18 protein-coding genes are annotated in these 24,995 nt (G+C 67.0%); 10 read left to right on the plus strand and 8 right to left on the minus strand.

Going from position 1 to position 24,995, the window contains the following annotated elements; translation table 11 throughout:
• Positions 1–216: 216 nt before the first annotated feature.
• Both AC3ITW_RS00260 and plsB read left to right on the plus strand, forming a co-directional pair.
• Positions 217–1,170, plus strand: coding sequence for a hypothetical protein (locus AC3ITW_RS00260; RefSeq protein WP_012509635.1), 954 nt, complete (start codon positions 217–219; stop codon positions 1,168–1,170).
• On the plus strand, positions 1,170–3,806 hold the full coding sequence (plsB, locus tag AC3ITW_RS00265) for a glycerol-3-phosphate 1-O-acyltransferase PlsB (RefSeq protein WP_012509636.1): 2,637 nt from the start codon (positions 1,170–1,172) through the stop codon (positions 3,804–3,806). Before AC3ITW_RS00260 ends, plsB begins: the two co-directional genes overlap by 1 nt.
• A gap of 158 nt (positions 3,807–3,964) precedes the next feature.
• On the opposite strand, the gene AC3ITW_RS00270 is transcribed toward plsB, so the two are convergent.
• Positions 3,965–4,168 carry a YdcH family protein gene (locus tag AC3ITW_RS00270; RefSeq protein ID WP_012509637.1) on the minus strand — a complete coding sequence of 68 codons (204 nt, stop codon included), beginning with the start codon at positions 4,166–4,168 and terminating at the stop codon, positions 3,965–3,967.
• Between the two features lie 90 nt (positions 4,169–4,258).
• On the opposite strand from AC3ITW_RS00270, the gene ttcA reads away from it, so the two are divergent.
• From ttcA to AC3ITW_RS00285, 3 genes are read left to right on the plus strand one after another with little or no spacing between them, the layout of a single operon-like run.
• Positions 4,259–5,155: a tRNA 2-thiocytidine(32) synthetase TtcA gene (gene ttcA, locus AC3ITW_RS00275; RefSeq protein WP_100435627.1), complete on the plus strand. Its 897-nt coding sequence runs from the start codon at positions 4,259–4,261 to the stop codon at positions 5,153–5,155.
• A gap of 36 nt (positions 5,156–5,191) precedes the next feature.
• Positions 5,192–6,097 carry a recombination-associated protein RdgC gene (locus AC3ITW_RS00280; RefSeq protein WP_005411825.1) on the plus strand — a complete coding sequence of 302 codons (906 nt, stop codon included), beginning with the start codon at positions 5,192–5,194 and terminating at the stop codon, positions 6,095–6,097.
• A 59-nt stretch (positions 6,098–6,156) separates the two neighbouring features.
• Complete coding sequence (locus tag AC3ITW_RS00285) at positions 6,157–6,936, plus strand: M48 family metallopeptidase (protein WP_153674887.1); 780 nt, start codon at positions 6,157–6,159, stop codon at positions 6,934–6,936.
• Positions 6,937–7,228: 292 nt separating this feature from the next.
• Here the strand turns inward: AC3ITW_RS00285 and AC3ITW_RS00290 are convergent, their stop codons facing one another.
• Positions 7,229–8,095, minus strand: a complete 867-nt coding sequence (locus AC3ITW_RS00290) for a methylglyoxal synthase (protein ID WP_012509640.1) — start codon at positions 8,093–8,095, stop codon at positions 7,229–7,231.
• 167 nt (positions 8,096–8,262) lie between these two features.
• On the opposite strand from AC3ITW_RS00290, the gene AC3ITW_RS00295 reads away from it, so the two are divergent.
• Positions 8,263–10,671, plus strand: a complete 2,409-nt coding sequence (locus AC3ITW_RS00295) for an ATP-binding protein (protein ID WP_041864452.1) — start codon at positions 8,263–8,265, stop codon at positions 10,669–10,671.
• Here AC3ITW_RS00295 and AC3ITW_RS00300 read toward each other — a convergent pair.
• From AC3ITW_RS00300 to AC3ITW_RS00310, 3 genes are all read right to left on the minus strand, one after another.
• Positions 10,657–12,102 (minus strand): FAD-dependent oxidoreductase, encoded by a 1,446-nt coding sequence (locus tag AC3ITW_RS00300; RefSeq protein WP_012509642.1) that lies wholly within the window; start codon positions 12,100–12,102, stop codon positions 10,657–10,659. The genes AC3ITW_RS00295 and AC3ITW_RS00300 overlap by 15 nt on opposite strands.
• 85 nt (positions 12,103–12,187) lie before the next feature.
• Positions 12,188–16,642 carry a glutamate synthase large subunit gene (gene gltB, locus AC3ITW_RS00305; RefSeq protein ID WP_489389946.1) on the minus strand — a complete coding sequence of 1,485 codons (4,455 nt, stop codon included), beginning with the start codon at positions 16,640–16,642 and terminating at the stop codon, positions 12,188–12,190.
• Positions 16,643–16,816: 174 nt separating this feature from the next.
• A complete protein-coding gene (locus AC3ITW_RS00310; protein WP_012509644.1) occupies positions 16,817–17,206 on the minus strand; it encodes an I78 family peptidase inhibitor in 390 nt (129 codons plus the stop codon).
• A 111-nt stretch (positions 17,207–17,317) separates the two neighbouring features.
• Between AC3ITW_RS00310 and AC3ITW_RS00315 the strand changes: the two genes are divergently transcribed.
• Complete coding sequence (locus AC3ITW_RS00315; RefSeq protein WP_489389947.1) at positions 17,318–18,373, plus strand: DNA topoisomerase IB; 1,056 nt, start codon at positions 17,318–17,320, stop codon at positions 18,371–18,373.
• Here AC3ITW_RS00315 and AC3ITW_RS00320 read toward each other — a convergent pair.
• Positions 18,351–18,659, minus strand: a complete 309-nt coding sequence (locus AC3ITW_RS00320; protein WP_004133804.1) for a hypothetical protein — start codon at positions 18,657–18,659, stop codon at positions 18,351–18,353. The two genes, AC3ITW_RS00315 and AC3ITW_RS00320, sit on opposite strands and share 23 nt — an antisense overlap.
• 196 nt (positions 18,660–18,855) lie before the next feature.
• Here AC3ITW_RS00320 and AC3ITW_RS00325 point away from each other — a divergent pair, with 196 nt between their 5' ends.
• The 3 genes from AC3ITW_RS00325 (at position 18,856) to AC3ITW_RS00335 (ending at position 22,313) form a co-directional block, all read left to right on the plus strand.
• Positions 18,856–19,962 carry an SDR family oxidoreductase gene (locus tag AC3ITW_RS00325; RefSeq protein WP_489389948.1) on the plus strand — a complete coding sequence of 369 codons (1,107 nt, stop codon included), beginning with the start codon at positions 18,856–18,858 and terminating at the stop codon, positions 19,960–19,962.
• A gap of 119 nt (positions 19,963–20,081) precedes the next feature.
• Positions 20,082–21,497, plus strand: coding sequence for an XVIPCD domain-containing protein (locus tag AC3ITW_RS00330; protein ID WP_004133832.1), 1,416 nt, complete (start codon positions 20,082–20,084; stop codon positions 21,495–21,497).
• A gap of 3 nt (positions 21,498–21,500) precedes the next feature.
• Positions 21,501–22,313: a hypothetical protein gene (locus AC3ITW_RS00335; protein ID WP_004133835.1), complete on the plus strand. Its 813-nt coding sequence runs from the start codon at positions 21,501–21,503 to the stop codon at positions 22,311–22,313.
• Here AC3ITW_RS00335 and AC3ITW_RS00340 read toward each other — a convergent pair.
• Both AC3ITW_RS00340 and AC3ITW_RS00345 read right to left on the minus strand, forming a co-directional pair.
• Positions 22,248–23,369, minus strand: coding sequence for a serine hydrolase domain-containing protein (locus AC3ITW_RS00340; protein WP_100467690.1), 1,122 nt, complete (start codon positions 23,367–23,369; stop codon positions 22,248–22,250). The two genes, AC3ITW_RS00335 and AC3ITW_RS00340, sit on opposite strands and share 66 nt — an antisense overlap.
• A gap of 219 nt (positions 23,370–23,588) precedes the next feature.
• Complete coding sequence (locus tag AC3ITW_RS00345; protein ID WP_004133920.1) at positions 23,589–24,653, minus strand: DUF5694 domain-containing protein; 1,065 nt, start codon at positions 24,651–24,653, stop codon at positions 23,589–23,591.
• Positions 24,654–24,995 lie beyond the last annotated feature (342 nt).

A 24,995-nucleotide genomic window follows, 5' to 3' on the forward strand; every position in this document is an offset into this window, starting at 1 on the left:
GACCGGACATGTGCCACAACACTGTCCACCGGCCTCGTGCCGGCTTGAAGAGCCTGTGATCCTCGTGATCCGGGCTCTTTTTTTTCGCGCGGGGCCAGAGCCCCCTGCCGCTGGCGGCGGGATCCGACCCCTCTGTTGACGGAACCGTGACCGGGCGGCTTGCCGCTGTCACGTCGCAGGCCGCAAGATGCGGACCGGTCCGGGGAGTCCGATTGCATGAGCGTGGCGGTGCGAGGAAGGTCTGCGCGTGGATGGGGGCTGGCAGCCATGCTGCTGCTGGCCGTGGCCGCGTGCCGTGAATCGGCCGACGATCCGGCCAAGCCGGCGGCCGAACCGGTGGCGGCGGTGCAGGCGATGGCCCTGCGCCTGGCCGAGGACGATCTGGTCGGCTACGCGAAGCTGTCGGTTCCACCCAGCCAGTACCAGCGCCTGCAGCAGGCCTGGACCGACGGCTACAGCCAATGGCCGCTGACCGAGCTGCCGTTGGGCGACCAGCTGCTGCCGATGCTGGCCGCACTGCGCAAGCCCAACGCCAGTGCCGAACTGCAGCGCAGTTTCGACCGCCAGCTGGCAGGCCAGGCCAGCGCGGTACGCCAGGCGGCGCAGTCGATGGGTAACTTCGGCGTGCAGTACCTGCGCCACCAGAAGGGCTACACGCCTGGCCAGCAGGCCCATTACGTCGCCCTGGTGCAAACCCTCGCCGAGTGGGCGCAGGGAGCACCGATCAGCGACCGCGCCCGTGCGCGCAACACCATCGCCGCGCTGGTCGGCGCGGCGGGCAAGGTCGGTTTCGACGATGAGGCCGGCCTGCAGGCCGCGGGCATGGAAGGCAGCCTGCAGCAGCTGGCACCGTTCATCCACACGCTCAAGGCCGTGCTCGGCAGTTACGGGCTGGGCGTGGACGAAGCGCTGCGCAGTGTGCGTGGCGAACTGCTGTCGGTGGAGGGTGACAACGCGCTGGTGCGCCTGCGCTACGACCTGGCCGGCCGCGAGATGACCCTGCAGCTGCCGCTGAGCCGGCGCGAAGGTCACTGGTACCTGACGCGCACCCTGGCTGATACCGATGCCCTGCTGCGCCAGGCCGATGCCGCCCGGGCGGCGGTGGCTCCGGCACCTGTGGAAGCCCCCACCGAGGGTGGGGAAGCGGCAACGCCGCCGCCTAAGCCATAATGGCGCCGATGTCGAAACAGAACCCGCTGCCGTTCCCCGGCGAAGAATCCCAGTCGACGCCCGCCGATACGGCGCCGGCGTCCCCCTCGACCGGTACCGGCCCGAATCCGGTACCGCCGCCGGCGCATGCGCGGCCGGCCGGCCGTCGGCCGCTGTGGGCGCGCCTGCTCGGCCGCCTGGTCGAGCCGTGGCTGTCGCTGAAGATCGAGCCGGAGGATCCGGGCCAGTACAACGATGGCCGCCCGGTGATGTACGTGCTGGAAGACTACGGCCTGTCCAATGCGCTGATCCTGGACAAGGCCTGCCGCCAGGCCGGACTGCCGTCGCCGCTCGTGCCGCTGGCCGGTGACCCGACCGGGCGCAAGCGCGCCTATCTGGCGCTGTCGCGGCGCAGTTCCAGCAATTCGCTGATCCCCGAGCAGCGCGGCGCCAAGACCCATTCCGATTCGCTGGCCAAGGTCCTGCAGGCGCATCGCGTGCGCGATGACCTGGACGTGCACCTGGTGCCGGTGTCGATCTTCGTCGGCCGCGCGCCGGACAAGCAGAGCGGCTGGTTCGCCGTGCTGTTCTCGGAAAACTGGGCGCTGGTGGGTCGCTTCCGCCGCCTGCTGGCGGTGCTGCTCAACGGCCGCAGCACCATCGTCCGCTTCGCCCCGCCGATCTCGCTGCGCAGCACCGTGGACGAAGGCCTGGAGCCGGAGCGTACGGTGCGCAAGCTGCAGCGCGTGCTGCGTACCCATTTCCGCCGCATCCGTGAATCGGTGATCGGCCCCGACCTGTCTACCCGGCGCCTGCTGGTCGATCAGGTACTGGCCGCCGAACCGGTGCGCGAAGCGATCGCCGCGCAGGCCAAGCGCGACAATTCGAAGCCGGCCGATGCCTGGAAGAAGGCGCATGCCTACGCCTGGGAAATCGCCGCGGACTATTCCAGCCCGGTAGTGCGCTCGGCCAGCTTCATGCTCAGCCATGTGTGGAACCGCATCTATGCGGGCGTGCTGGTGCACCACCTGGACAAGTTCAAGGCCGCCGCGCCGGGCCACGAAGTGGTCTACGTGCCCAGCCACCGCAGCCACATGGACTACCTGCTGCTGTCCTACCTGCTGTACGACCGTGGCATCGTGCCGCCGCACATCGTGGCCGGCATCAACCTGAACCTGCCGGTGGTCGGCACCCTGCTGCGCAAGGGCGGCGCGTTCTTCATCCGTCGCTCGATCCGTGGCAACGCACTATACTCGGCGGTGCTCAGCGAGTACGTCGCGCAGCTGGTGGCCGGCGGCTACTCGCTGGAGTACTTCGTCGAGGGCGGCCGTTCGCGTACCGGCCGCCTGCTGCAGCCCAAGGGCGGCATGATCTCGATGACGCTGCGCGCGTTCCTGCGCCAGCCACGCAAGCCGGTGCTGTTCCAGCCCATCTACATCGGCTATGAGAAGCTGATGGAAGGCGGCAGCTACCTGGATGAACTGTCCGGGCGGCCGAAGGAAAAGGAATCGATCTGGTCGCTGCTGTGGGGCATCCCCAAGGTGCTCAAGCAGAACTACGGCCAGGTGGTGGTGAACTTCGGTGAGCCGATCGCGCTGAACGACGTGCTGGCCGAGAAGGCCCCGGAGTGGGGCGGCGAAGCGGTGTCCGAGGATGAGAAGCCGTCCTGGCTGTCGACCACCGTCGATACGCTGGCCGAGCGCATCCAGGTACGCATCAATGGTGCCGCCGACGTCAATCCGATCAACCTGCTGGCGCTGGCTCTGCTGTCCACGCCGAAGCACGCGATGGGCGAGGCCGACCTGATCGCACAGATCGAGCTGTGCAAGACCCTGCTGGTGGAAATGCCGTACTCGGGCCGGGTGACGGTGACCCCGCATTCGCCGGAGCGGATCATCGCCCACGCTGAGGAAATCAACGTCCTCACCCGCATCAAGCACCCGCTGGGCGACGTGCTCAGCGTCAGTGGCGACACCGCGGTGCTGCTCAGCTACTTCCGCAACAACGTGGTGCACCTGTTCACCGCATCGTCGTGGGTGGCCTGCTGCTTCCAGAACAACCGCCGCATGAGCCGCACCGGCCTGGTCCAGCTGGGCCGCACGGTGTACCCGTTCCTGCAGGCCGAACTGTTCCTGCCATGGACCGAGGACGAGTTCGCCCAGCGCATCGACCAGACCATCGACGTGTTCGTGCGCGAAGGGTTGCTGCAGAACGTCAACGAAGACGACGGCGGCATCCTTGCCCGCAACACCGGGCAGACCGATGAAGTGTTCCGCCTGCGGGCCATCGGCCACTCGCTGCAGCAGGCCTTCGAGCGCTATTACATCGCCATCTCGGTGCTGGTGAAGAACGGCCCCGGCGTGCTGGGTGCGGCCGAACTGGAAAGCCTGTGCCAGCAGGCCGCGCAGCGGCTCAGCCTGCTCTACGCACCGGCGGCGCCGGAGTTCTTCGACAAGTCGCTGTTCCGCGGCTTCATCCAGAAGCTGCGCGAGCTGCGCCTGGTATGGCCGGACGAGAACAGCAAGCTGCTGTTCGACGAACGCCTGGATGCCTGGGCCAAGGATGCCAAGTTCATCCTCGGCCGCGAGCTGCGCCACACCATCGAACGGGTCAGCCCGGAAGCGGCACGCCCGGACGAGCCTGCGCCGCAGGATTGAGGGTAGCGCTGGGCCATGCGGTGGGTGTGGACCTTGGTCCACACACCTTCCAGCCGTGCCAACCAAGGTTGGCACCTACCAGAGCAGGAGGCCAACCAAGGTTGGCAGCTACCGCAAGCAAAGGTACCAACCAGGGTTGGCACCCATCAGGGCCGTCTTTAGGCCGGTTCGTCGGGAATCTGCAGGCTTTCCAGCTTGGCGATGCAGTCCTTCAGCTGCAGCTTCCGCCGCTTCAGGCGCTTGGACTCCAGCTCGTCTTCACCGTTGGCGGCCATGCGGGTGATCTGTTCATCCAGCAGGCGGTGCTCGGCGCGCAGGGCGGCGAGGTGTTCGACGATCTCGGCGGGGCTGTAGGTGTCCACAGCCTCCGAGCATACACAGCGATGATGACTGCCGGGAGAGGGGAATCCCGACACGGGGTCCAGGCTGCCGCAAGCCGTTAGAATGGGCCGATGACCGCCGTGATTTCCCTTCCCGATCCCCCGCAGCGCGCTTCGCGCGATCCGCGCGTGGCCGGGCCCGGGGCGGACAAGCTGGGCAAGCGCCTGCGCCGCCAGGTCGGCCAGGCCATCGCCGACTTCGGCATGATCGAAGCGGGCGACAAGGTCATGGTCTGCCTGTCCGGTGGCAAGGACAGCTACACCCTGCTGGACCTGCTGCTGCAGCTGCAGAAGAGGGCGCCGGTGCCGTTCGAACTGGTCGCGGTGAACCTTGACCAGAAGCAGCCCGGCTTCCCCGAGCATGTCCTGCCGGAGTACCTGGCCGCGCTGGGCGTGCCGTACCAGATCATCGAGCAGGACACCTACTCGGTGGTCAGCCGGGTCATCCCGGAAGGCCGGACGATGTGTTCGCTGTGCTCGCGCCTGCGCCGCGGCGCGCTGTACAACCACGCCAAGGCGCACGGTTTCACCCGGATCGCGCTGGGCCATCATTGCGACGACATGGTGGCTACGTTGTTCATGAACCTGTTCCACCATGCCAAGCTGGCGGCCATGCCACCGAAGCTGCTCAGCGACGATGGCCAGCACGTGGTGATCCGCCCGTTGGCCTACGTGCGCGAGCACGACATCGCCGAGTATGCGCAGGCCCGCCGTTTCCCGATCATTCCCTGCACCCTGTGTGGCAGCCAGGAAAACCTGCAGCGTCGGCAGGTCGGCCTGATGCTCAAGCAGTGGGACCAGGACCATCCGGGCCGTATCGAACAGATCGCACGCGCCATGGCCGATGTACGGCCAGCACAACTGGCCGATGCCACCCTGTTCGATTTCAGGGCCCTGGGCCACAGCGGGCATGCCGCGCATGCCGATGCCTGGCTGGCCGACGCAGTCCCCGAGACGCCTGCCGACTAAGGTCGGGCGCCCTTCTCCTTCAGACACCGGAATTCCATGTTCTTTCGCAACCTGACGTTCTTCCGCTTCCCGACCACCACCGATTTTTCCGAAGTCGACACGCTGCTGCCGCACGCCCTGCTGAAGCCGGTCGGCGCACTGGAAATGAATTCGCGCGGCTTCATCTCGCCGTTCGGCCGCGAGGAGAAGGAACTGCTCTCCCACCGCATCGCCGAGCACCTGTGGCTGACCGTGGGCGGCGAGGACAAGATCCTGCCGGCAGCGGTGGTCAACGACCTGCTCGAGCGCAAGCTGGAGGAGATCGAGGAGAAGGAAGGCCGCCGCCCCGGTGGCCGCGAGCGCAAGCGCATGAAGGACGACCTGCTGCATGAACTGCTGCCGCGCGCCTTCGTGAAGTCCTCGCGCAACGACGCCTTCATCGACCTGCAGCACGGCTACGTCGCGGTGGATACCTCCAGCCGCAAGACCGGCGAGTACTTCATGTCCGACATCCGTGGCCTGCTCGGCAGCTTCCCGGCGATGCCGCTGAACGCCGAAGTCGCGCCGCGCTCGATCCTGACCGGCTGGATCGCCGGCGAGCCGCTGCCGACCGGGCTGAGCCTGGGCGAAGAGTGCGAGATGAAGGACCCGGTGGAGGGTGGCGCGGTGGTCAAGTGCCAGCACCAGGAACTGCGCTGCGACGAGATCGACAAGCACCTGGACGCCGGCAAGCAGGTGACCAAGCTGGCGCTGATCTTCGAAGACAACCTGTCCTTCGTCATCGGCGACGACCTGATCGTGCGCAAGCTGAAGTTCCTCGACGGCGCGCTGGACCAGCTGGAGCATGCCGACGAAGATGGCCGCCGCGCCGAGTTCGATGCCCGCTTCGCCCTGCAGAGTGCCGAGATCCGCCGCCTGTTCCTGTTGCTGGAAGAAGCCTTCAAGCTCAGCAAGGCTGACTGAACAGGCAGCCCGACGGCCGCCGGTCATCCGGCGGCCCGAAGCGGCGCTATGCTGGGTACATGAGCCGTCTGCTGCGCCGCCTGATCAGCCCGACCCCGCCCGCCACCGTGCAGCGCGACACCGTTCGCCTGCGCCTGGAGGATGCCGAGATCGAGGTGCTGCGCGTGCGTGATCCGCGTGCGCGCCGGATCAAGCTGAGCGTGGACGAGCGTGGCGCGCGGTTGACCTTGCCGCCGCGGGCAAGCCTGGTGATGGGCGAACGCTTCCTGGAACAACACCGCGACTGGTTGGCGCTGCAGCTGCGCCAGTACCAGGGCCAGGAACTGCCAGCACCCCTGCAGCCGGGCGAAGCCGGCGTGCTGCCGCTGCGCGGTGAACTGCTGCCGCTGCGCTGGCAGGAAGGCCGTTATGCACGGTTGGAGCTCGACGACCACGGTGCCTGCGTGCAATGGCCGACCCGTGCCGGCGACGCCACTCTGCGCCGCCTGCTGCGTGAGTTCTACGAAGCACAGACCCGCGCCGACGTTGGCCGCTGGCTGCCGAAGTACCTGCCGGACCTGCCGCGCGCACCCAGCCGTCTGCGCCTGAAGGTGATGTCTTCGCAGTGGGGTTCACTGGCACCTGATGGCAGCATGGCGCTGGACCTGGCGCTGGTGCTGGGCCGGCCGGAAGCCTTCGAGTACGTGCTGGTGCATGAACTCTGCCACCTGATCCAGGCCAACCACTCGCCCGCGTTCTGGCACGAAGTGGAACAACGCTTCCCCGCCTGGCGCGAACAGCGCGACTACTTCCAGCTGGAAGGGCGCCGCTTGAAAGCCATGCTTCGCCAGCTTCTGTAACTGTAGAGCCGAGCCCACGCTCGGCTGCCGTTGAATGCAACCGAGCATGGGCCAGGAGCGTGCGCAGCGCGCGACCCGCTCCTGCTCTTCTTTCTTTCTTCCGTGGTGGGCACACCGGAAACTGTCGAAGGACGGGATGGGTGGGATTGCGGGGGTGTCCGCGGCATGGATGCCGCGGCCAAGCCCCCATGGATGGGTTCACGGCGTCCCCCGCAATTCCACCCATCCCGGCCAACCTCATGACCGCGCAGGCCCCACCCACCACGAGGGGCTCAGCCGTTGGCCGAAACCCTCAACCCGCCCGCAACGCCGCCGCCGTCGCCCAACGCGCCGCCACCCGTGGCGCCGTAATGCACACCGCCTGGTCGGTCACCGTCGTCACCGCACGCTCCAGCAGCTGGATATCCGCCTCGTGCTGGCGCGCCACATGCGGATCCTCGAAGAAGATCGCGCGTTGGCAGCGGCCTTCCAGCACCCGGTCAGCAATCTGCGCATCCCCGCCCATCGGGCCACTCTGGTAGCGCGTCACCCACGGCGTATCGCTGGGCCAACCGCGGCTCCAGGCCAGCTCGTTCAAGCGCTGGCCGGTGGTGCCGGTTGCCACGCGCTCGCCAAAGCGCGCCAGTACCTCGAAGTGCTCATCGGCGAAGGCCAGCATCGCCGGCTTCATCGCATCGTGCGCGATCAGCGCCAGCGTCTGGTCTTCGAACGCATGCAGATCGTCGGCGCCGGCATCGGCCGCCAGCCCAGCGTGGATGCGTTCGACCTCGACCCAGTCGCGCGCCGTCGCCACCGTTGAAATGAACGGCTTGCCGTGGATCACGCACTGTCGCTTCAGCGCGGTCGCTTCCGGGAACACCGAGGATGGATCGACCGGGTCGATCAGATAGATCGCGCCATCCAGCGTCCGATCCGGACCCATGCCGACCACCTCGGCGACCAGCTTCATCAACCCGCCTTCGCGGCCATAGGGATAACGGTGCAGGCCGCCGTATCCGGCCAGGAAGCCGTGCCGTTCGATCGCGTCATGGGTGCGCCCGACCGCGTGCAGCGACACACCGAGTTCGCGCAGGCCAGCCTCACTGGCACGCAGCCAACGAAACAGGGCGGCGCGCACGTCGTGGTGGTGGAGACGGTTGGCAGCCAGGCCGATACGCATCAAGAGCTCCGCAGGTACGGGTGAAGGCGGCAGTGTATGTCGCCATTTGCACTTCTGGATGCTTTTGCAACTTTCTTCATTGCCGCCCGCCCGCACGTCGATAGCGTGTCAGGCAGCGGTACCGCTGCGCGGCCGTTTCTTCCGCCTGCGAGATGAGGACGTCCACCGTGAATGCCGCCGGCCTCCCTGCAGCTGTTGCTGTCATGGCCTGCCTGATGCTGCCCGCAACCGCGTCCGCCGCTGGCTGCGAGACACCGCTGCGCATTGCCTGGCCTTCCGATCGGGCGCCATTGTCGTCCGCGATCGAGGGGCAGGCCGAAGGGGTCAGCGCGGCCTACCTGAACCTGCTGGGCGAACAACGGCCGCTGCAGGCGCAACCGCTGCCGGCCACGGCGGTCGTCGAAGGCCTGTTGCCGCCCGCCACCCAGGCGTTGCTGGGCTGGCCGCGCTCGCAGCTGCCTTCCGGCTGGGTGGCCAGTGCACCGTACCTGCAGCTGCCGCAGGTGATCGTGCGCCGCGCCGATGCGCGGCCGGTGCTGGGCCTGGAAGACCTGCGCGAGCGCGCGGTGGCCAGTCCCGACCGGCTGCCGTTGGCCGCGCTGCTGGCCGAGCAGGCTCCGGGTGCACAGCTGCTGCCGCCGGCGCCGTTGGATGATGCGCTGTCGCTGCTGGGCACCGGTCTGGTCGACGCGGTGATCGCCAACCTCGGCGAGGTCGAGGCCGGGCTGCGCCGGTACCAGGGCGATCGGCTGGTGATTGCCGCGCCAGCCGGGTTCGACGATGCGCTTGTGCTGGCCACCGTACCGGCCTGTGCCGGCGTCATTCCCGGCTTCGAGCAGGCCGTGTCGCAGCTGACCGACACGCAGCGCGACGTGATCCGCACGGGATGGCTGCCGGACCAGCCACGCAACCCGCCGTCCTCATCGCCCCTGCGTTGGCTGGTACCGGCCTCGCTGATCCTGCTGGCGCTGGCGCTGGTCTACGCCTTCGGCTATTGGCGCGTGCACCGCGAAAGCGCAAGGCGTCGCGTGGCCGCGCAGCGCCTGCAGGAAGTGACCGCGAACCTGCCGGCGGTGGTCTACCAGGCGCGCCGCACCGCTACCGGGGACTACAGCTTTCCGCAGATTGCCGGCGATGTGCAGGCGCTGTTCGGGGTGAGCGTGGAGACCGCGCGGATCGACCACCCGCGGCTGCTGGCCGCGGTCCATCCCGATGACCGGACTCTGGTGATGGACTGTGTCGAAGCGGCCGCATTGGCCCGTGGACCGATCGACGTCACCTTCCGTACGCGCTCGCCACAGGGCTGGCGCTGGGTGCATTCGCAGGGCCGCACGCTGGCGTGCGATGACAGCAACGTTGAGTGGAGCGGCTACTGGATGGATGTCAGCGAGGTACACACACGTACCCAGGCGCTTGCAGATGCAAGGCGCGAGGCCGAGCAGGCCGCGCTGGCCAAGACCCACTTCCTGGCGACGATGAGTCACGAGATCCGCACGCCGATGAGCACGCTGCTGGGCATGCTCGAACGATTGGCCGCCAGCGATCTGGACCACCGCCAGCAACAGGTGCTGGCCACCATCGGCGACGCCGCGCAGATGCTGCGGCAGATCCTTGACGATGTGCTGCACAGCCAGCGCCTGCAGCCTGCGCCACTGCAGCGGCAGCCTACCGACCTGGCCGCGCTGCTGCGGGCAGTGCAGCAGCTGCTGCTGCCGGTGGCTGCCAGCCGTGGCCTGTACCTGCAGATCCATCTCGATCCTGCACTGCAGGCCGGGTCGCTGGCCGACAGCCTGCGGCTGCGCCAGATCCTGTTCAACCTGGTCGGCAATGCGCTCAAGTTCACCCTGCATGGCGGGGTGGAACTACGGGTGCAGGTGCTGCAGCAGCACGCACAGGGGCAGCGGTTGCGCCTGCAGGTAAGCGATAGCGGTGTGGGCATCAGTGCGGAACGGCAGCAGGCGGTGTTTGGCGCCTACACCCAGGCCGAGGCTTCGACCACGCGCCGCTTCGGCGGCAGTGGACTGGGCCTGGCAATCTGCCGTGAGCTGGCCGTGTCGATGGGGGGAGACCTGCAGCTGCACAGTGCGACCGGCGAGGGCACCACGGTGTGGCTGGAGCTGGACCTGAGTGCCTGCGAGTTGCCTGCTGGCGCGCCGTCACCTGCGATCGCCGAGGAACAGCCACTGCCACCGGCACGGGTGCTGGTGGCCGAAGACCATCCCACCAACCTGCAGCTGTTGGAGCAGCGCCTGCACGACCTGGGGCTGCAGGTGCATGCCTGCGCCGATGGAGCGCAGGCCCTGCAGGCCTGGCAGTCGCAGCCATTTGAACTGGTGATCACCGACTGCCACATGCCGGGCATGAATGGCTTCGCGCTGGCACGGGCGATCCGTGCAGACACCTGCCAGCACCGCGCGCGGGTACCGATCATCGCGCTCACCGCCAGCGTGCTGGAACGCACCCGCGAGGCTTGCCGCGACGCCGGCATCGATCACTTCCTGGCCAAGCCGGTGGAGCCGCGCGAACTGCGTGCATTGCTGGCGGTGCTGCTGGCGCCGGATTCAGTGCGCCAGTAGCCGGACGATACTGGCGGCGGCGTCGCGGCCTTCAGCCACGGCGGTCACCACCAGGTCGGCCCCACGTACCGCATCACCGCCGGCGAACAGGCGCGGATGCGCGGTCTGGAACGGCAGTCTGTCCTTGCCACCAGCCACGATGCGGCCGTTGGTCTGGCCCTCCACGCCGTGCTCGGCCAGCCACGCCGGAACGGTGGGCGAGAAACCGAACGCGATGATCACCACGTCCGCTTCCAGGAGCGATTCGCTGCCCTCGATCGGCACCGCGTTCTGGCGGCCATTGGCATCGGGCTCGCCGAGGCGGGTCTCGACCACGGTCACGCCGATCACTTCGTCATCGGCACCGGCTTCAATCGACAGCGGCTGGCGGTTGAACAGGAAACGCACGCCCTCCTCGCGCGCGTTGGCCACTTCGCGCGCGCTGCCGGGCATGTTCGCCTCGTCGCGGCGGTAGGCGCAGGTCACCTTGGCCGCGCCCAGGCGCACCGCGCTGCGCACGCAGTCCATGCCGGTGTCGCCGCCGCCGAGCACCACCACGCGCTTGCCGTTGAGGTCGGGCAGGGCGATGGTGTCTTCCCAGCCGGCAATCGGCCGGCCGTGCGGATCATCGCCACCGACGATGCGGCTGTTCTGCACCAGGAACGGCAACGCCGGCAGCACGCCCTTCAGGTCCTGGCCGTCGAGGCCGCCATCGGTGTAGCGGTAGGCGCCGGTGCCCAGGAACACCGCGTCATGCGTGTCCAGCAACTGCTGCAGGCTGACGTCACGGCCGACCTCCACGCCCAGGCGGAACTGCACGCCCATGCCTTCGAGCACCTCGCGGCGGCGACGGATCACGTCCTTGTCCAGCTTGAAGCTGGGAATGCCAAACTGCAGCAGGCCACCAACCTGCTCGTAGCGGTCGTAGACCACGGCAGTGATGCCGGCATGCGCGAGGCGGTCGGCACAGGCCAGGCCGGCCGGGCCGGCACCGATCACCGCCACCGTGTGGCCGGTGGCCTGCACGGCGGCCATGTCCGGCCGCCAGCCGGTGGCCAGCGCGGTATCGACGATGTACTTCTCTACCGCGCCGATGGTCACTGCGCCGAACTCCTCCAGCGTGCAGCTGCCTTCGCACAGCCGGTCCTGCGGGCAGACCCGGCCGCACACTTCCGGCAACGGGTTGGTGCTGTGGCACAGGGTGGCCGCTTCATGGATGCGGTTTTCCTGCACCAGCTGCAGCCACTGCGGAATGGCGTTGTGCACCGGGCACTTCCAGCTGCAGTACGGGTTGCCGCAATCCAGGCAGCGGCCGGCCTGGTACTGGGCGTCTTCCTTGCCGAACTTGCCGTACAGCTCACCCCAGTCGCCGGAGGTGCGCAGTTCGACCGGGATGCGCTGCGGCATGGTGCGGGGCAGGTCGAGGAACTGGAAGGCGTGCTTGCGGCTCATGGCGGGCTCTTTGATGTTTTCCGGTTGCCGGCCAGCGGCCGGCACTACGTGATCCTGGGTTGCCGGCCAGCGGCCGGCACTGCCGTTAGGCGGCGCGTCGCAGGGTTTCGGTCAGGGATTCGATGCTGGCGGCCTTGGGTTTGACCAGCCAGAACTTGCCGATGTAATCGCGGAACTCGTCCAGGATCTGCTGCGCCCAGATGCTGCCGGTCAGCTCGCGGTGGCGGCCGATCAGGCGGTGCAGGTGCTGGCGGTAGTTCTCGAACCCTTCGGCCGACACGCGATGGATGTCGATCAGCTCGTGGTTGTAGCGGTCGACAAAATCGCGGTCGACATCCAGCACGTAGGCCAGGCCACCGGTGAAGCCGGCACCGAAGTTCAGGCCGACCTTGCCCAGCACCAGCACCACACCGTCGGTCATGTACTCGCAGCAGTGGTCACCGGCGCCTTCCACCACCGCCAGCGCGCCGGAATTGCGCACCGCAAAACGTTCGCCAGCGCGACCGGCAGCGAACAACTCGCCACCGGTGGCGCCGTACAGGCAGGTGTTGCCAATGATCGCGGTGCTACGTGCCTCGAAGCGCGCGCCGCGCGGCGGACGCACCACCAGGCGGCCGCCGGCCATGCCCTTGCCGACGTAGTCGTTGGCTTCGCCTTCCACTTCCAGATGCAGGCCGCCGACGTTGAACGCGCCGAAGCTCTGCCCGGCACTGCCGCGGAAGCGCAGTTCCAGCGGTGATTCGGCCATGCCCTGGTTGCCATGCGCGCGTGCCACCGCACCGGCCAGGCGGGTGCCGATGCTGCGGTCGGTGTTGTGGATCAGGAAGCGATGTTCGCCGCCGCGCTTGTGCTCGATGGCATCGGCCAGCAGGCCATCCATCTGCGTGGCCAGGCTGTCTGGCGATTCGTACAGGCGCTGCGCGGCACAGTGGCTGCCTTCGTAGCGGCTGTCGGCCAGCAGGCGCGACAGGTCCACGCGCACGCCGTCGCGCGGCGCCGCCTCGATCTGCCGCAGCAGGTCGGTGCGGCCGACGATCTCTTCCAGCGAACGCGCGCCCAGGTAGGACAGCCAGCCGCGCACTTCCTCGGCCAGCAGGCGGAAGAAGTTCTCCACGCGCTCAGGCTGGCCGGTGAAGTGGTTCTCGCGCAGGCGCTCATCCTGGGTGGCCACGCCGGTGGCGCAGTTGTTGAGGTGGCAGATGCGCAGGTACTTGCAGCCCAGCACGATCATCGGCGCGGTGCCGAAGCCGAAGCTGTCCGCGCCCAGCAGCGCGGCCTTGACCACGTCCAGGCCGGTCTTCAGGCCGCCATCGGTCTGCAGCAACGTGCGCCCGCGCAGGTCGTTGGCCAGCAGCGCCTGGTGTGCTTCGGCAATGCCCAACTCCCACGGCACGCCGGCATAACGGATCGAGCTGACCGGCGACGCACCGGTACCACCATCGTGACCGGAGATGGTGATCAGGTCCGCACCGGCCTTGACCACGCCGGCGGCGATCGTGCCCACACCGGCATGGCTGACCAGCTTCACCGACACCAGCGCGGTCGGGTTGACCTGCTTGAGGTCGTAGATCAGCTGCGCGAGGTCTTCGATCGAATAGATGTCATGATGCGGCGGCGGCGAGATCAGGCCGATGCCCGGCCTGGCATAGCGCAGCCGCGCAATCAGTTCGTTGACCTTGTGGCCAGGCAGCTGGCCGCCTTCTCCGGGCTTGGCGCCCTGCGCGACCTTGATCTGCAGCACTTCGGCGTTGACCAGGTATTCGGCAGTGACGCCGAAGCGGCCCGAGGCCACCTGCTTGATCTTGCTGCGCTTGGCGGTGCCATAGCGTGCGGGATCTTCGCCGCCTTCGCCGGAATTGCTGCGGCCGCCCAGGCGATTCATGGCGATGGCCAGCGCTTCATGCGCTTCCGGAGAGAGGGCGCCGAGACTGATGGCGGCGGTATCGAAGCGCGGGAACAGTTCGCTGGCCGGAGCCACGTCATCCAGCGCTGTCGGCGCAGCGGCCGGCACCAGTTCCAGCAGGTCGCGCAGTGCCGACGGCGGCCGTGCATGCACCGCATCGCAGTACTGCTGCCAGGCACGCGGGTCACCGCTGCGCGCGGCGCGCTGCAGGGTGGTCACCACGTCCGGGTTGTACATGTGGTATTCGCCGCCGTGCACGTACTTCAGCAGGCCGCCGACATCCACGCCCTGCTGTGCATCCCAGGCCTGTACGCACAGTTCGCGTGCATCGGCATCCAGCCGCGCAAAGCCGGCGCCACCGATGCGCGAGGCGGTATCGGGGAAGCACAGGTCCACGACTTCCGGTTCCAGGCCGATGATCTCGAACAGCTGCGCGCCGCGGTAGCTGGCCACGGTACAGATGCCCATCTTCGAGATGATCTTCGACAGGCCCTTGTAGACGCCCTTGCGGTAGCGACGGCCGATCTGCGACTGCTCACCGCCCTTGCTGAGCTTGAGGATGCCGCGGCGGCCGAGGTCGAACAGGGTCTGGTAGGCCAGGTACGGATACACCGCGGTGGCGCCGAAGCCGAGCAGGCAGGCCATGTGGTGCGGGTCGCGCGCGGTGCCGGTCTCGACGATGAGATTCACGTCGCAGCGCAGGCCCAGCCGCGACAGGTGGTGGTGGATGGCGCTGGTGGCGAGCAGGGCATGCACCATCGGACGCCCGGCCACCGGGTAGCGGTCGGACAACAGCAGCATCACCATGCCATCGCGCGCGGCCTGCTCGGCCTCGGCACAGATGCGCTCGATGCCGGCACGCAGGCCCTCGTCTTCGCTGTAGGACAGGTCCAGCAGGCGGTTGGCCTGCACGTACTGGTCCATCTTCAGCAGCTGGCGAAGCTTGCGCTGGCTGAGCACCGGCGAGTTGAGGATGACGTGGTTCACCGTCTCCGGGCCGGCGTGGAAGATGTTGGTCTCCTTGCCGAGCTGGGTGGACAGCGACATCGCGCAGTCTTCGCGCAGCGGGTCGATCGGCGGGTTGGTGACCTGCGCGAAGGCCTGGCGGAAATAGTCGTACAGCGGACGACTGCGCTGGCTCAGCACCGCCATCGGCGTGTCGTCGCCCATCGAGCCGGTGGCTTCCTGCTCGGTCTCGGCCAAGGGCCGCAGCACCTGCTCCACTTCCTCGCTGCTGAGCTGGTACAGCTTGTGGTAGCTGCGCAGGGTGCCTTCGTCGAAGGGCTCTTCCACCAGCGAGGGGTCGATCAGTTCGGTCTGCAGGTAGGTCACGCCCTGCTGCAGCCATTGCTTGTACGGCGCACGACCGCGGTTGATGCGGTCCACCGCATCGGAATCGAGCAGGTCGCCGCGCTTGAGGTCGATGGCGATCATCTCGCCCGGGCCGAGCTTGCCCTTGCGCACCACGCGCTCGGTCGGCACTTCCCATACGCCCGCTTCGGAGGCGACCAGGAAATGGCGGTCGGCAGTCAGCATCCAGCGCGCCGGGCGCAGGCCGTTGCGGTCGAGGGTACATACGGCGTAGCGGCTGTCACAGGCAACGATGCCGGCCGGGCCGTCCCACGGCTCGCTGTTGAGGCCGTGGAATTCGTAGAACGCGGCCAGGTCCGGGTCCTTGAATTCCAGCGACTGCGTAGCCGGCGGCACCAGGATGCGCAGGGCCTGGATCAGCTCCATGCCACCGGCGACCATCAGTTCCAGCATGTTGTCCAGGCTCTGCGAATCGGAGCCATGCATGGAGATGACCGGGTCGAATTCACCGATATCGAAGCGTGGTGTCTTCCACACCTTGCTGCGCGCCTGCGCCCAGCGCCGGTTGCCTTCGATGGTGTTGATCTCGCCGTTGTGGGCGAGCATGCGGAACGGGTGCGCCAGCGGCCAGCGCGGCAGCGTGTTGGTGGAGAAGCGCTGGTGGAACACGATCGCGCTGGAGGCCAGCTCGCGGCGCTGCAGGTCCGGGAAGAAGCGGCTGAGCTTGTCCGGCAGCACCATGCCCTTGTAGCTGATCGCATCCGGGGTGAGGGTGGTGACGTAGAAGTCGGCGTGTGCGCGCAGCTGCTGTTCGCTGCGGCGACGGGCCAGGAACAGCGCCAGTGCGAAACCGGCATCATCCTGGCCGACGCCGGCATCGACGAACACCTGCTCGATGCGCGGCAGCGTGTCGCGCGCCAATTGGCCGCAGACGCTGTCATCGGTGGGCACCTCGCGCCAGCCGGCGACCTTGCAGCCCACCGCTTCCAGCTGCGCCTGCAGCTGCGTGCGGCACGCCTGCGCGGCATCGGCATCGTGTGGCAGGAACACCAGGCCGGCGGCGAAGCGTGCGGAGACCGCGATGCCGGCTTCGCTGGCCAGCAGTTTCAGGAACGCATCGGGGCGGCGCAGCAGCAGGCCGCAGCCATCGCCGGTCAGGCCATCGGCGGCGACACCGCCACGGTGGGTCATGCGCGAAAGCGCGGCGATGGCGGTATCAACCAACAGGCGCGATGGTTGATCGTCGAGCTGGGCGACCATGCCAAATCCACAGGCATCGCGCTCGGAGCGCGGGTCGTAAAGCCCTTGGCGGTTGCGGGGGGCCATCTCTACCTCGATGCGTATAGGGTTGGCGGCGACACTCGTCCCCGCCCAATCCCTGGAGCGCATCGTGAGGCCACCGGATGCCTCGACTAGATCACAGGTTGCTGCAGCGCCGCAATACACGGTTGCAGGTGCAACAGAACGCGCCGGCAACCCAGTGCCGGCGCGGGGCCCGACTCAGCCGCAGCGCGCGCCGCTGACTGCGCCCTTGTCGTCCACTTCGATGTTCAGGCGGTCGCCGAGGAACTCCATCGTGGCCACGTCGTTGGGCTTGAGCACGCGCACCTGGCTGGCGCCGGCGTCTTCCTGCGCCTGCTTGCCGAGCGCGTCGGTGTAGGCCTGGCCGACCAGGCTCTGCACCTGGCTGGCGTCGCAGGTGCCGACCGGCGGGGCCTCGGTGGCCTTGCCGGCGTCGTCGGCCGGTGCCTTGGCGGCTTCTGCGGCCTGCTGGGCATGGGCGGTGGCCGAATCCTGTTCGTCCAGCGCCGGTGCCTGGCAGGCGGTCAGGGCCAGCACGGCCGGCAGCAACAGGGCGGAGAGCGAACGGGCGCGAATCGGAAACGACATCATGACTCCGGAAGGGGTTGTGAAGACCCGAGCATAGCGGCGAACCGGCCCTCACGTGTTTGTCTTGTGTTATCGACAGGATCGGGGCATCGCGACGGCGACACTGCGGGCATGTCAGCCCCCTCAACCCCTGAACGCCAAGCCGCGCGCGCTGCCGGCCTGCGCTATGTCGATGACACCCAGCCGGGCATCAGCCGGCGCCGCGCCGGCAAGGGCTTCAGCTACCGCGATGCTGATGGCCACGCGCTGCGTGATGCCACCACCCTGCAGCGCATCCGTGCGCTGGCGATTCCGCCGGCCTACACCGCGGTGTGGATCTGTGCCCACGCCAATGGCCACCTGCAGGCCACCGGCCGTGATGCGCGCGGGCGCAAGCAGTACCGCTACCACGCCGACTGGGCCAGGGAGCGCGACGCCGGCAAGTTCGACCGCATCATCGCCTTTGGCGAGGCCTTGCCTACGCTGCGGCGGCGGTTGTCGCGGGATCTCAAGCGACCTGGGTTTCCGCAGGAAAAGGTGCTGGCCATGGTGGTGGCGCTGTTGGCGGACACCCTGGTGCGGGTCGGCAATGAAACCTATGCACAACAGAACCGTTCGTTCGGACTGACCACACTGCGCAACCGCCATCTGGAACTGCTGCGCGGCGGCCGGGTGCGCATGCGCTTCCGCGGCAAGTCCGGGCAGCTGCAGGAGGTGACCGTGGGCGACCGCAAGCTGGGGCTGCTGGTGCGGCGCCTACAGCAGTTGCCCGGGCAGGCGCTGTTCCAGTACCGCGATGACGACGGTGCGCTGCAGCCGGCGGATTCCGGCGCGGTGAACGACTACCTGCGCGAGGTGATGGGCGAGGACTTCACTGCCAAGGATTTCCGCACCTGGGGTGGCACGGTGGCGGCGGTGCAGGCGTTTGCCGCCACCGAACTGCCGGAACCGGCCAGTCAGCGCGCGCTGGCGCAGGCGCAGCGCGCGGTGGTGTGCGAAGTGGCATCGCTGCTGGGCAACACTCCGGCGGTGTGCCGCAAGGCCTACATCGACCCGTGCGTGTTCGCCGGCTGGGAGCGCGGTGAACTGGCGAAGCTGGCCGGCCTGCGTGGGCCGCGCCAGTGGGAACAGGCCACCCTGCGCGTGCTGCGCAGGGCGCGCAGGCTCAGCCGCAGTAGATCGCGGTGATGTTGTTGGTGCGGCCCTTTTCGATGGTCAGGCGGTCGCCGCCTTCGCTGGCCGGCGGTACCCGCGGACCGTCATGGCGCAGCACCCGCACATGCAGGCTGTCGCTGTCCACGCGTGCGCGGGCCACGGTGGCATCCGAAGCGGCCAAGCCCAGTGCGCCGCGCACCATGTCGCTGTGGCACTGGCCGGAAATCACGCCGTCGATCGGCTGCACCTGGGCCATCGGCGTGCTGCTGCAGGCGGCGAGGGCAAGACAGACGGCGGCGGTGGCGATGGCATGTTTCATGGAAGGATTCCTTGGTGTGGTTGGGTGCAGCGTGCGACGCCGCACGTGGTGGCGGAATGAATACCGTGCACATCGTGGACACGGCGCGCTCACCGCCGCCGACAGCCTGGGTGGAGACACTGCAGGCGCGGCGGATGCCGCCCCGGGTAGTGCCGGCCGCTGGCCGGCAACCCCCTTCCCTCCCGAGGAGACCTGCATGGCCACCACCAAGAAGACCCCGACCCGCCGCAAAGCCTCGCCCAAGGTGCGCAAAGGCAGCACCGCGACGAAGACTGCTGCCGACCCCGATCGCCCGCGCGTGGTGAAGACCGCAACCCGCAAGGCGGCCGCCAGCGATCCACGGGCGGCGCGCGTCGCGGCCCGACAGCGACGCCTGCAGGACCAGGAAAAGGCCAAGGACGTGCGCGCGGCAAAGAAAGCCACGAAGAAGACCGCAACCCAGGCCGGCACACGCCGACAACCGGAGGCGATGCCGGCGCAGCAGCTGGCCAAGCCAGGGCACGAACACGAACTGGAGCTGGCGCCGCGTTTCCTTGCACCGGACTACATCGGCAGCGGCAAGCTGCAGGGGATGCGTGCGATCGTCACCGGTGGCGATTCCGGCATTGGCCGTGCAGTGGCGGTGCTGTTCGCACGCGAAGGCGCCGATGTGGCGGTACTGCACCTGGACGAGGCTGCAGACGCCGACATCACCCGCCAGCACGTGGAGCGCGAAGGCGGCCGCTGCGTGGTGATCGCCGGCGACGTGCGCGATCCGCGCTTCTGCAACAAGGCGGTCAAGCAGGTGGCCAAGGCGTTCGGCGGCATCGACATCCTGGTCAACAATGCCGCGTTCCAGCTGCATTGCGCGCGGCTGGAAGACCTGGAAGACGCGCATCTGCAGGAAACCCTGCAGACCAACATCGGCGGTTACATACAGATGGCGCGCGCGGTACTGCCGCATCTGGGCGAGGGCGCCAGCATCATCAACACCGGTTCGGAAACGGGAATCTTCGGCAGCAAGGCGCTGATCGATTACTCGGCCACCAAGGGCGCGATCCATGCGTTCACCAAATCGCTGGCGAGCCAATTGCTACCACGTGGCATCCGGGTCAACTGCGTGGCGCCGGGACCGGTGTGGACGCCACTGAACCCGGCCGACAAGGCGGCAGAGGACGTTGCCGAATTCGGCAAGGACAGTGACATGGGCCGGCCCGCACAGCCCGAAGAACTGTCGCCCGCCTATGTGTTCCTGGCTTCGCCGGTCTGTGCCAGTTACATCAGCGGAGTGATCCTGCCGGTGATGGGCGGGCCGCGGGGGTGAGGCCGGGCGCGGCATGTGCCGCCTGAATGGGGCAGGTGCTGGGGTGTGCGCTGTGTCAAAAGCTCCGTCGGGCAGCTGGGGTAGGCTGACTCCCAACCGATCACGTTCAAGGACCGACCATGCCCGAGATGGATATCAATGCGGCGGCCAACGAAGTCGTCGCCCTGTTGCGGCAGAACGACGTGCGCGGTGCCGCCGCCCGCCTGGAGGCCCTGCACGACGGCCAGAGTGTTGTGGTGCAGGAATCGCTGGATCGCTACATCTCGGCGCGTGCCGCCACCGAGCTTGAGGCGTTGCGCCGGAATGGTGGTGTTGCCGCAGCGGATGCGGCCACAGTGAACCCGATGCTGGATCGCCTGGGTGAGGCGACGCGCCCACCGAGGATGCCCGAGGCGGCAGAGACCGCGGGCTTGAGCCAGGCCCAGCAGTACGACGTCTACGGCAGCATCGTGGCCCAGCGCGGCAACACGGCAGCGAACGAAGCAATGGCGACGCAGGACCGCGTGGTGCTGGGGCTGCGCGACGAGAACCGCACCACGGAGGCGCGCGGGCGTGGTGTCTACGACGACCGCATCGTGGTGCTGTGGAAGGATGCGCAGGGCCAAGGCCATGTGCGCGAGTTCAACCAGGCCACGACCGAGCCGACCGCGCAGTACGACGGCCATGCCAAGACCACGCCGCGTAGCCCGGGCTTCGGCAACGTGGCACCGCGTACCAAGACCGAGGGCGAGGACGTCAATGGCGACCGGGTCAAGGATCTGGGGCGACTGGGCGAAGGCACCACCGAAATGCGCGCGACCACCCACCCGCGCCACGGCCACGCCGATGAGTTCGCGCTGCGTCCCTCGCAGGACGCGGTAACCGCCGGTGCCGGCCGGGTGGAGCGGGACAGCAATGGCGATGGCTGGTTCGACGCGCGCGATACCCAGGGCGTGCAGGACCTCAACGACACCTTCAAGATCCACCGCGGCAGCCGGGCAAACACCGATTCGGCAGGTTGCCAGACCATCGGTGGCGGCGAGTACGACGACTTCGTGGCGACGGTGCGCGGCACGCCCGGGCAGAACCGCTGGCAGTACGTGCTGACCTCGGTCGCACCGGGGCAGGCGCGTGAGCTGGGGCAGGACGCCCCGCTTGCTGCCAATGACGACCCCCGCCAGCCCCAGCATCGCGACCATGCCCTGCAGCAGCAGATCAGTACGCGCCTGCAGGCGTTGGGCGGACGCTACGCCGAGCATGCCGATGCCTACAGCCTGGTGATGCTGCGCGAAGCGAAGGCCGCAGGCATCACCCAGGTCGACCAGATCGTGGCCAGCAACCCCAGCGCGGGTCGTGCAGCCGGTGAGACGCTGTTTCTGGTGCAGGGCAGTCCGGGCGATCCTGCGGCGCTGCGCGCAGGGGTCAATGCAGCCGAGGCGCGCGAAACTTCGGTGGAATCCAGCCTGCGCCAGCTGCAGCAGCAATCGCGCGAACAGGCGGCACCCACACCCGGGCCTGCACACCTGCAGGAAGCGCCGGCGATGGGAGGGCGTTGAGCGATGATCCGATCACACCTGATGCCGAGCGTTTCGTTGATGCTGTTGCTGGTCTGCAGCGCCTGCGCGCCCGCTGGAGAGCGCGTCGCGCCGGTAGCACCCACCGCCAGCTCGTCGGCGAAACCGGAGACCTTGCCTGCGCAGACCCTGCCCACTGATCGAGGATTGCCCGCACTGCCGGATGCCTCCGGCAGCGCCCATCCCGGCGGTCGCTACGCTGCGCTGCCCGAACCTGCCAGGCAGGTGCTGGCGCAGTTGAAGTGCAACGTGGAGGGCGCCAGCAAGGTGCAGGTGCTTTCCACTCCCGCGCAGGATGGCCAGCAGGATTTCATGGTCACCGATCGCAGCGGGCCGCGTTTCCGCTACTGGATGCGGTCGTTCTCCGGCCGTGGCGGTACCACCGGGTATCTGGTGCAGCTGCAGGACTGCCCGGCAACCACCACGGGCATGCGCGCCTACATCGCACAGGGAGCCGCACCGCTGCAGGATGTCACCGCGTCGTTGCTGGCGCAGGCCGAGCTGCCCGACGCGGCGACCATGACGGCTTACCAGGACAAGGGCGCGGGTGATCTGTTCGCCTTCATCGGGGCGCTGGACAAGGTGCCGGTGCTGCGCTGGGTGGCCGAAGCAGACCCCGAACAGCCACTGGCCGTCGATGCGCGCAGCTTCGACCATGGCAATGCCATCCACGGCGGTTTCCTGCGCTGGAACCAGGATCACTTCGAAGTGGCCAGGACCGTACCCGCCGCGCTATGGCCCTGCGATGACAGCCCGTTGCTGCCGTGCAAGGGCGACCCGTTCGTGAGCGGGCGTTGAGGCCGCGCGCGCATAGAAATCGGCGATGCGCGGGATGAACTGCTGGGGGTTGGCGCCGACCAGGTTGGTCAGCACCACCACCGCCACGCCGCGCTCGGGATACACCACGAAGGCCGAGCGTGCCCCGCCGATGCCGGCCACCTGCAGATCGGGGCTGGCCTGCAGCACCGGCCAGCCGCCCGCCCATGGGCCGGCACGGCCATCGGTGAGGCGCTCTGCGGTCCACATCCTCTTCCGAGGTGCATCCTGAAGCAGGCGCCCGTCGGTCAACGCGACCAGCCAGCGTGCGGTGTCATCGGCGGTGGTGAGGATGCCACCACCGGGCCACAGTGAAGGCGGAATGTCGTAGAACCAGTGCGACAGGCGCGGCGGTGCATCGGCTGCGTCGGTGGCACGCGGGGCCAGGCTGTACATCGTCGCCACATCCGGGATCAGGTCGTAGCTGTCACCGAAGGTGGTGCGCGCCATGCGCGCGCTGCTGAACTGGCGGGTCGCAAGGAAACGTTCGTAGGGCATGCCCGATTGCTGCGCGATGATCCGCGCCAGCAGCACATAGTTGGTCTGGTTGTAGGCGAAGCGCTGCCCGGAGGCCGCCTCCATCGGCAGCGCGGTGACCGCCGCCCACGCTTGGGCTTCGGTACCACCGCCCAGCAGCCCGCTCGCATCGAGGATGTCGGGCAGTCCCGAGGTATGTGCCAGCAGCTGGCGCACACGCACGTCCTGCCAGGTGGCCGGAAGATCATCCAGATAGCGCGATGCTGGGGCATCCAGATCCAATCGCCCCTGCTGTGCCAACTGCGCGATGGCCACGCCGGTGAACGCCTTGGTGGCCGAATTGAGCGGAAAGCGGGTGTCGCGCGAGGCAAGCACACCGTTCTCGACATTGGCCAGGCCGTAGGCCTCGGACAACACGATCTGCCCGTCCTTGACCACCGCAATCTGCAATCCCGGAATGCGCTGTTCCAGCATGATCTGGCGGATCAGCCGGCGGGTCTGGTCGTTGGCCTGATCCTGGCTGGCAGAGATGGCGGCGAAGGGCAGGGCGCTGATGAGCATGAGCACGACTCGAAGCGTTGGGCGGAACATGCGGGATTCCGGCGGGGCGTCGAGGATCGGATGCAGGGAACGTGGAGAAGGTTTAAGTAGAACTCGCGTTGCTAGATCCACGCATCGAGCCGGCAGGTTGCGCACGCACAATTCGGGGCGGCAACGGCGAGGTTCAGCTTAGGCAACTCATCCAACGAAATTTTGGCGTTTCTTGCTGCATCCCGTTGGTCAACGGAGAATTTCCTCAACATTTTCTATATTTATGAGGAGTCCGCTTCTCATGAACATATCTAGCCAAGACTTGTGTGAAGCGCCTACCACCACCAGTACTCTGGCATCCGGCTTGTCAACGAATGATGCCCGAATATTTCCCGCCATTCTAAGGTTTCGAGCTTCCCAACCTGCAATATAGACCGCGCCAAACCCAGCGGCAGATTTGTTCCTGAGCACGGCGCCCATGTCTGCATCGACCAATTCATGTTGAACTAGGTCGTTGTTGACATATCGGTACAAGGAAACAAATTCACGTTGCTGCGCCAGTGCCTTTTGCTTACCTAGCAGGCTGTCGATGCGAGGTCGATCTTGCTCCCAAGCCCTGCGAACGGCATCTGCGTACTCATCCGACCGGGCGATTGCACTGCTGTCTCCGGTGTGGTCGTCAATTGAGTGAACCATGACCAACCCCAGGGCCGCAGCTAAGCGCGCACCAACTTGGTAGCGTTCGTCAGGCGACACGGAGGCCTTTTCCAGCCACCCCATCAGTTCCTTGGTCAATACGCCATCTGCTTGCCGTTCCTTGGGCGGCAACTGGAGCCATTGCGCGACCGCTGAGACGGGTTCACCAACTGCGAGAAAATGAACGATCAACTCGCGGCGTTGCGTTGCAGCCTTAAACCCAGTCCAGTCATGCATTAGTACCTGCAATCGAGCTTTCGCTCTCTGATAGTCAAGTCCCAATGCATGCAAAGCGGCTGTGTTGTCATAGCAGAACCGCTTGATGTCATTAGAGTTAAAGATGTCTGGAGCCAATCGCATGCTGGTGCATTCTTCACCCGATATCGACTCAACCGCAATGACATCAGGTGAGAATTTTCTCAGGGCGATCAGGAGTGGGTCCATCGCGGAAAGAGAAAATCCAGCGGCAATGCCAAGTTGATCCAAGTGCGGGCTTCCTAACACCAAGACAGATGCCCGGCTGTTTATTGGCGGCACGTTTGGATCGGCAACGAATTGCTCTGCCCATGCAGGGAAAGTCACCCAAAAAATAATCAAGATAAAGTGTTTTGTTTTCATATACTAAATCAACAGTCAATCTCTGCTGGTGCCTGCAGGCGAGATGCATCGCCGAGGCGAGCGGAACTTTCCACGTCCTCGCAGCTTAGCTTAAGCCGACTGCCCATCTACTTCATGCTTCCATTGCACGGGCGGCTGAAAACGATTCATTGAAATTTTTAGTAAATTTTAAAGCAGCAAGGTTCGGCATCAGATCCCGAGATCAATGATCTACCTGGAATGAATCTAGCGAGCCTAGACATCCAACTTTTTGCTGCCTATGAGGATATTTTCAAATTTGAAAAATCGGGAAGCTTCAAAGTTCTGGATCCATAGTCAACGTGAGTAGCGAGCGCTTCACTT

It is taken from the genome of Stenotrophomonas sp. KH_052 (genome assembly GCF_057838755.1).

Coding starts and splice junctions, on each gene's coding strand:
- AC3ITW_RS00260 (WP_012509635.1), top strand. CDS start 217: ATGAGCGTGGCGGTGCGAGGAAGGTCTGCGCGTGGATGGGGGCTGGCA.
- plsB (WP_012509636.1), top strand. CDS start 1,170: ATGGCGCCGATGTCGAAACAGAACCCGCTGCCGTTCCCCGGCGAAGAA.
- ttcA (WP_100435627.1), top strand. CDS start 4,259: ATGACCGCCGTGATTTCCCTTCCCGATCCCCCGCAGCGCGCTTCGCGC.
- AC3ITW_RS00280 (WP_005411825.1), top strand. CDS start 5,192: ATGTTCTTTCGCAACCTGACGTTCTTCCGCTTCCCGACCACCACCGAT.
- AC3ITW_RS00285 (WP_153674887.1), top strand. CDS start 6,157: ATGAGCCGTCTGCTGCGCCGCCTGATCAGCCCGACCCCGCCCGCCACC.
- AC3ITW_RS00290 (WP_012509640.1), bottom strand. CDS start 8,095: ATGCGTATCGGCCTGGCTGCCAACCGTCTCCACCACCACGACGTGCGC.
- AC3ITW_RS00300 (WP_012509642.1), bottom strand. CDS start 12,102: ATGAGCCGCAAGCACGCCTTCCAGTTCCTCGACCTGCCCCGCACCATG.
- gltB (WP_489389946.1), bottom strand. CDS start 16,642: ATGGCCCCCCGCAACCGCCAAGGGCTTTACGACCCGCGCTCCGAGCGC.
- AC3ITW_RS00310 (WP_012509644.1), bottom strand. CDS start 17,206: ATGTCGTTTCCGATTCGCGCCCGTTCGCTCTCCGCCCTGTTGCTGCCG.
- AC3ITW_RS00315 (WP_489389947.1), top strand. CDS start 17,318: ATGTCAGCCCCCTCAACCCCTGAACGCCAAGCCGCGCGCGCTGCCGGC.
- AC3ITW_RS00320 (WP_004133804.1), bottom strand. CDS start 18,659: ATGAAACATGCCATCGCCACCGCCGCCGTCTGTCTTGCCCTCGCCGCC.
- AC3ITW_RS00325 (WP_489389948.1), top strand. CDS start 18,856: ATGGCCACCACCAAGAAGACCCCGACCCGCCGCAAAGCCTCGCCCAAG.
- AC3ITW_RS00330 (WP_004133832.1), top strand. CDS start 20,082: ATGCCCGAGATGGATATCAATGCGGCGGCCAACGAAGTCGTCGCCCTG.
- AC3ITW_RS00335 (WP_004133835.1), top strand. CDS start 21,501: ATGATCCGATCACACCTGATGCCGAGCGTTTCGTTGATGCTGTTGCTG.
- AC3ITW_RS00340 (WP_100467690.1), bottom strand. CDS start 23,369: ATGCTCATCAGCGCCCTGCCCTTCGCCGCCATCTCTGCCAGCCAGGAT.
- AC3ITW_RS00345 (WP_004133920.1), bottom strand. CDS start 24,653: ATGAAAACAAAACACTTTATCTTGATTATTTTTTGGGTGACTTTCCCT.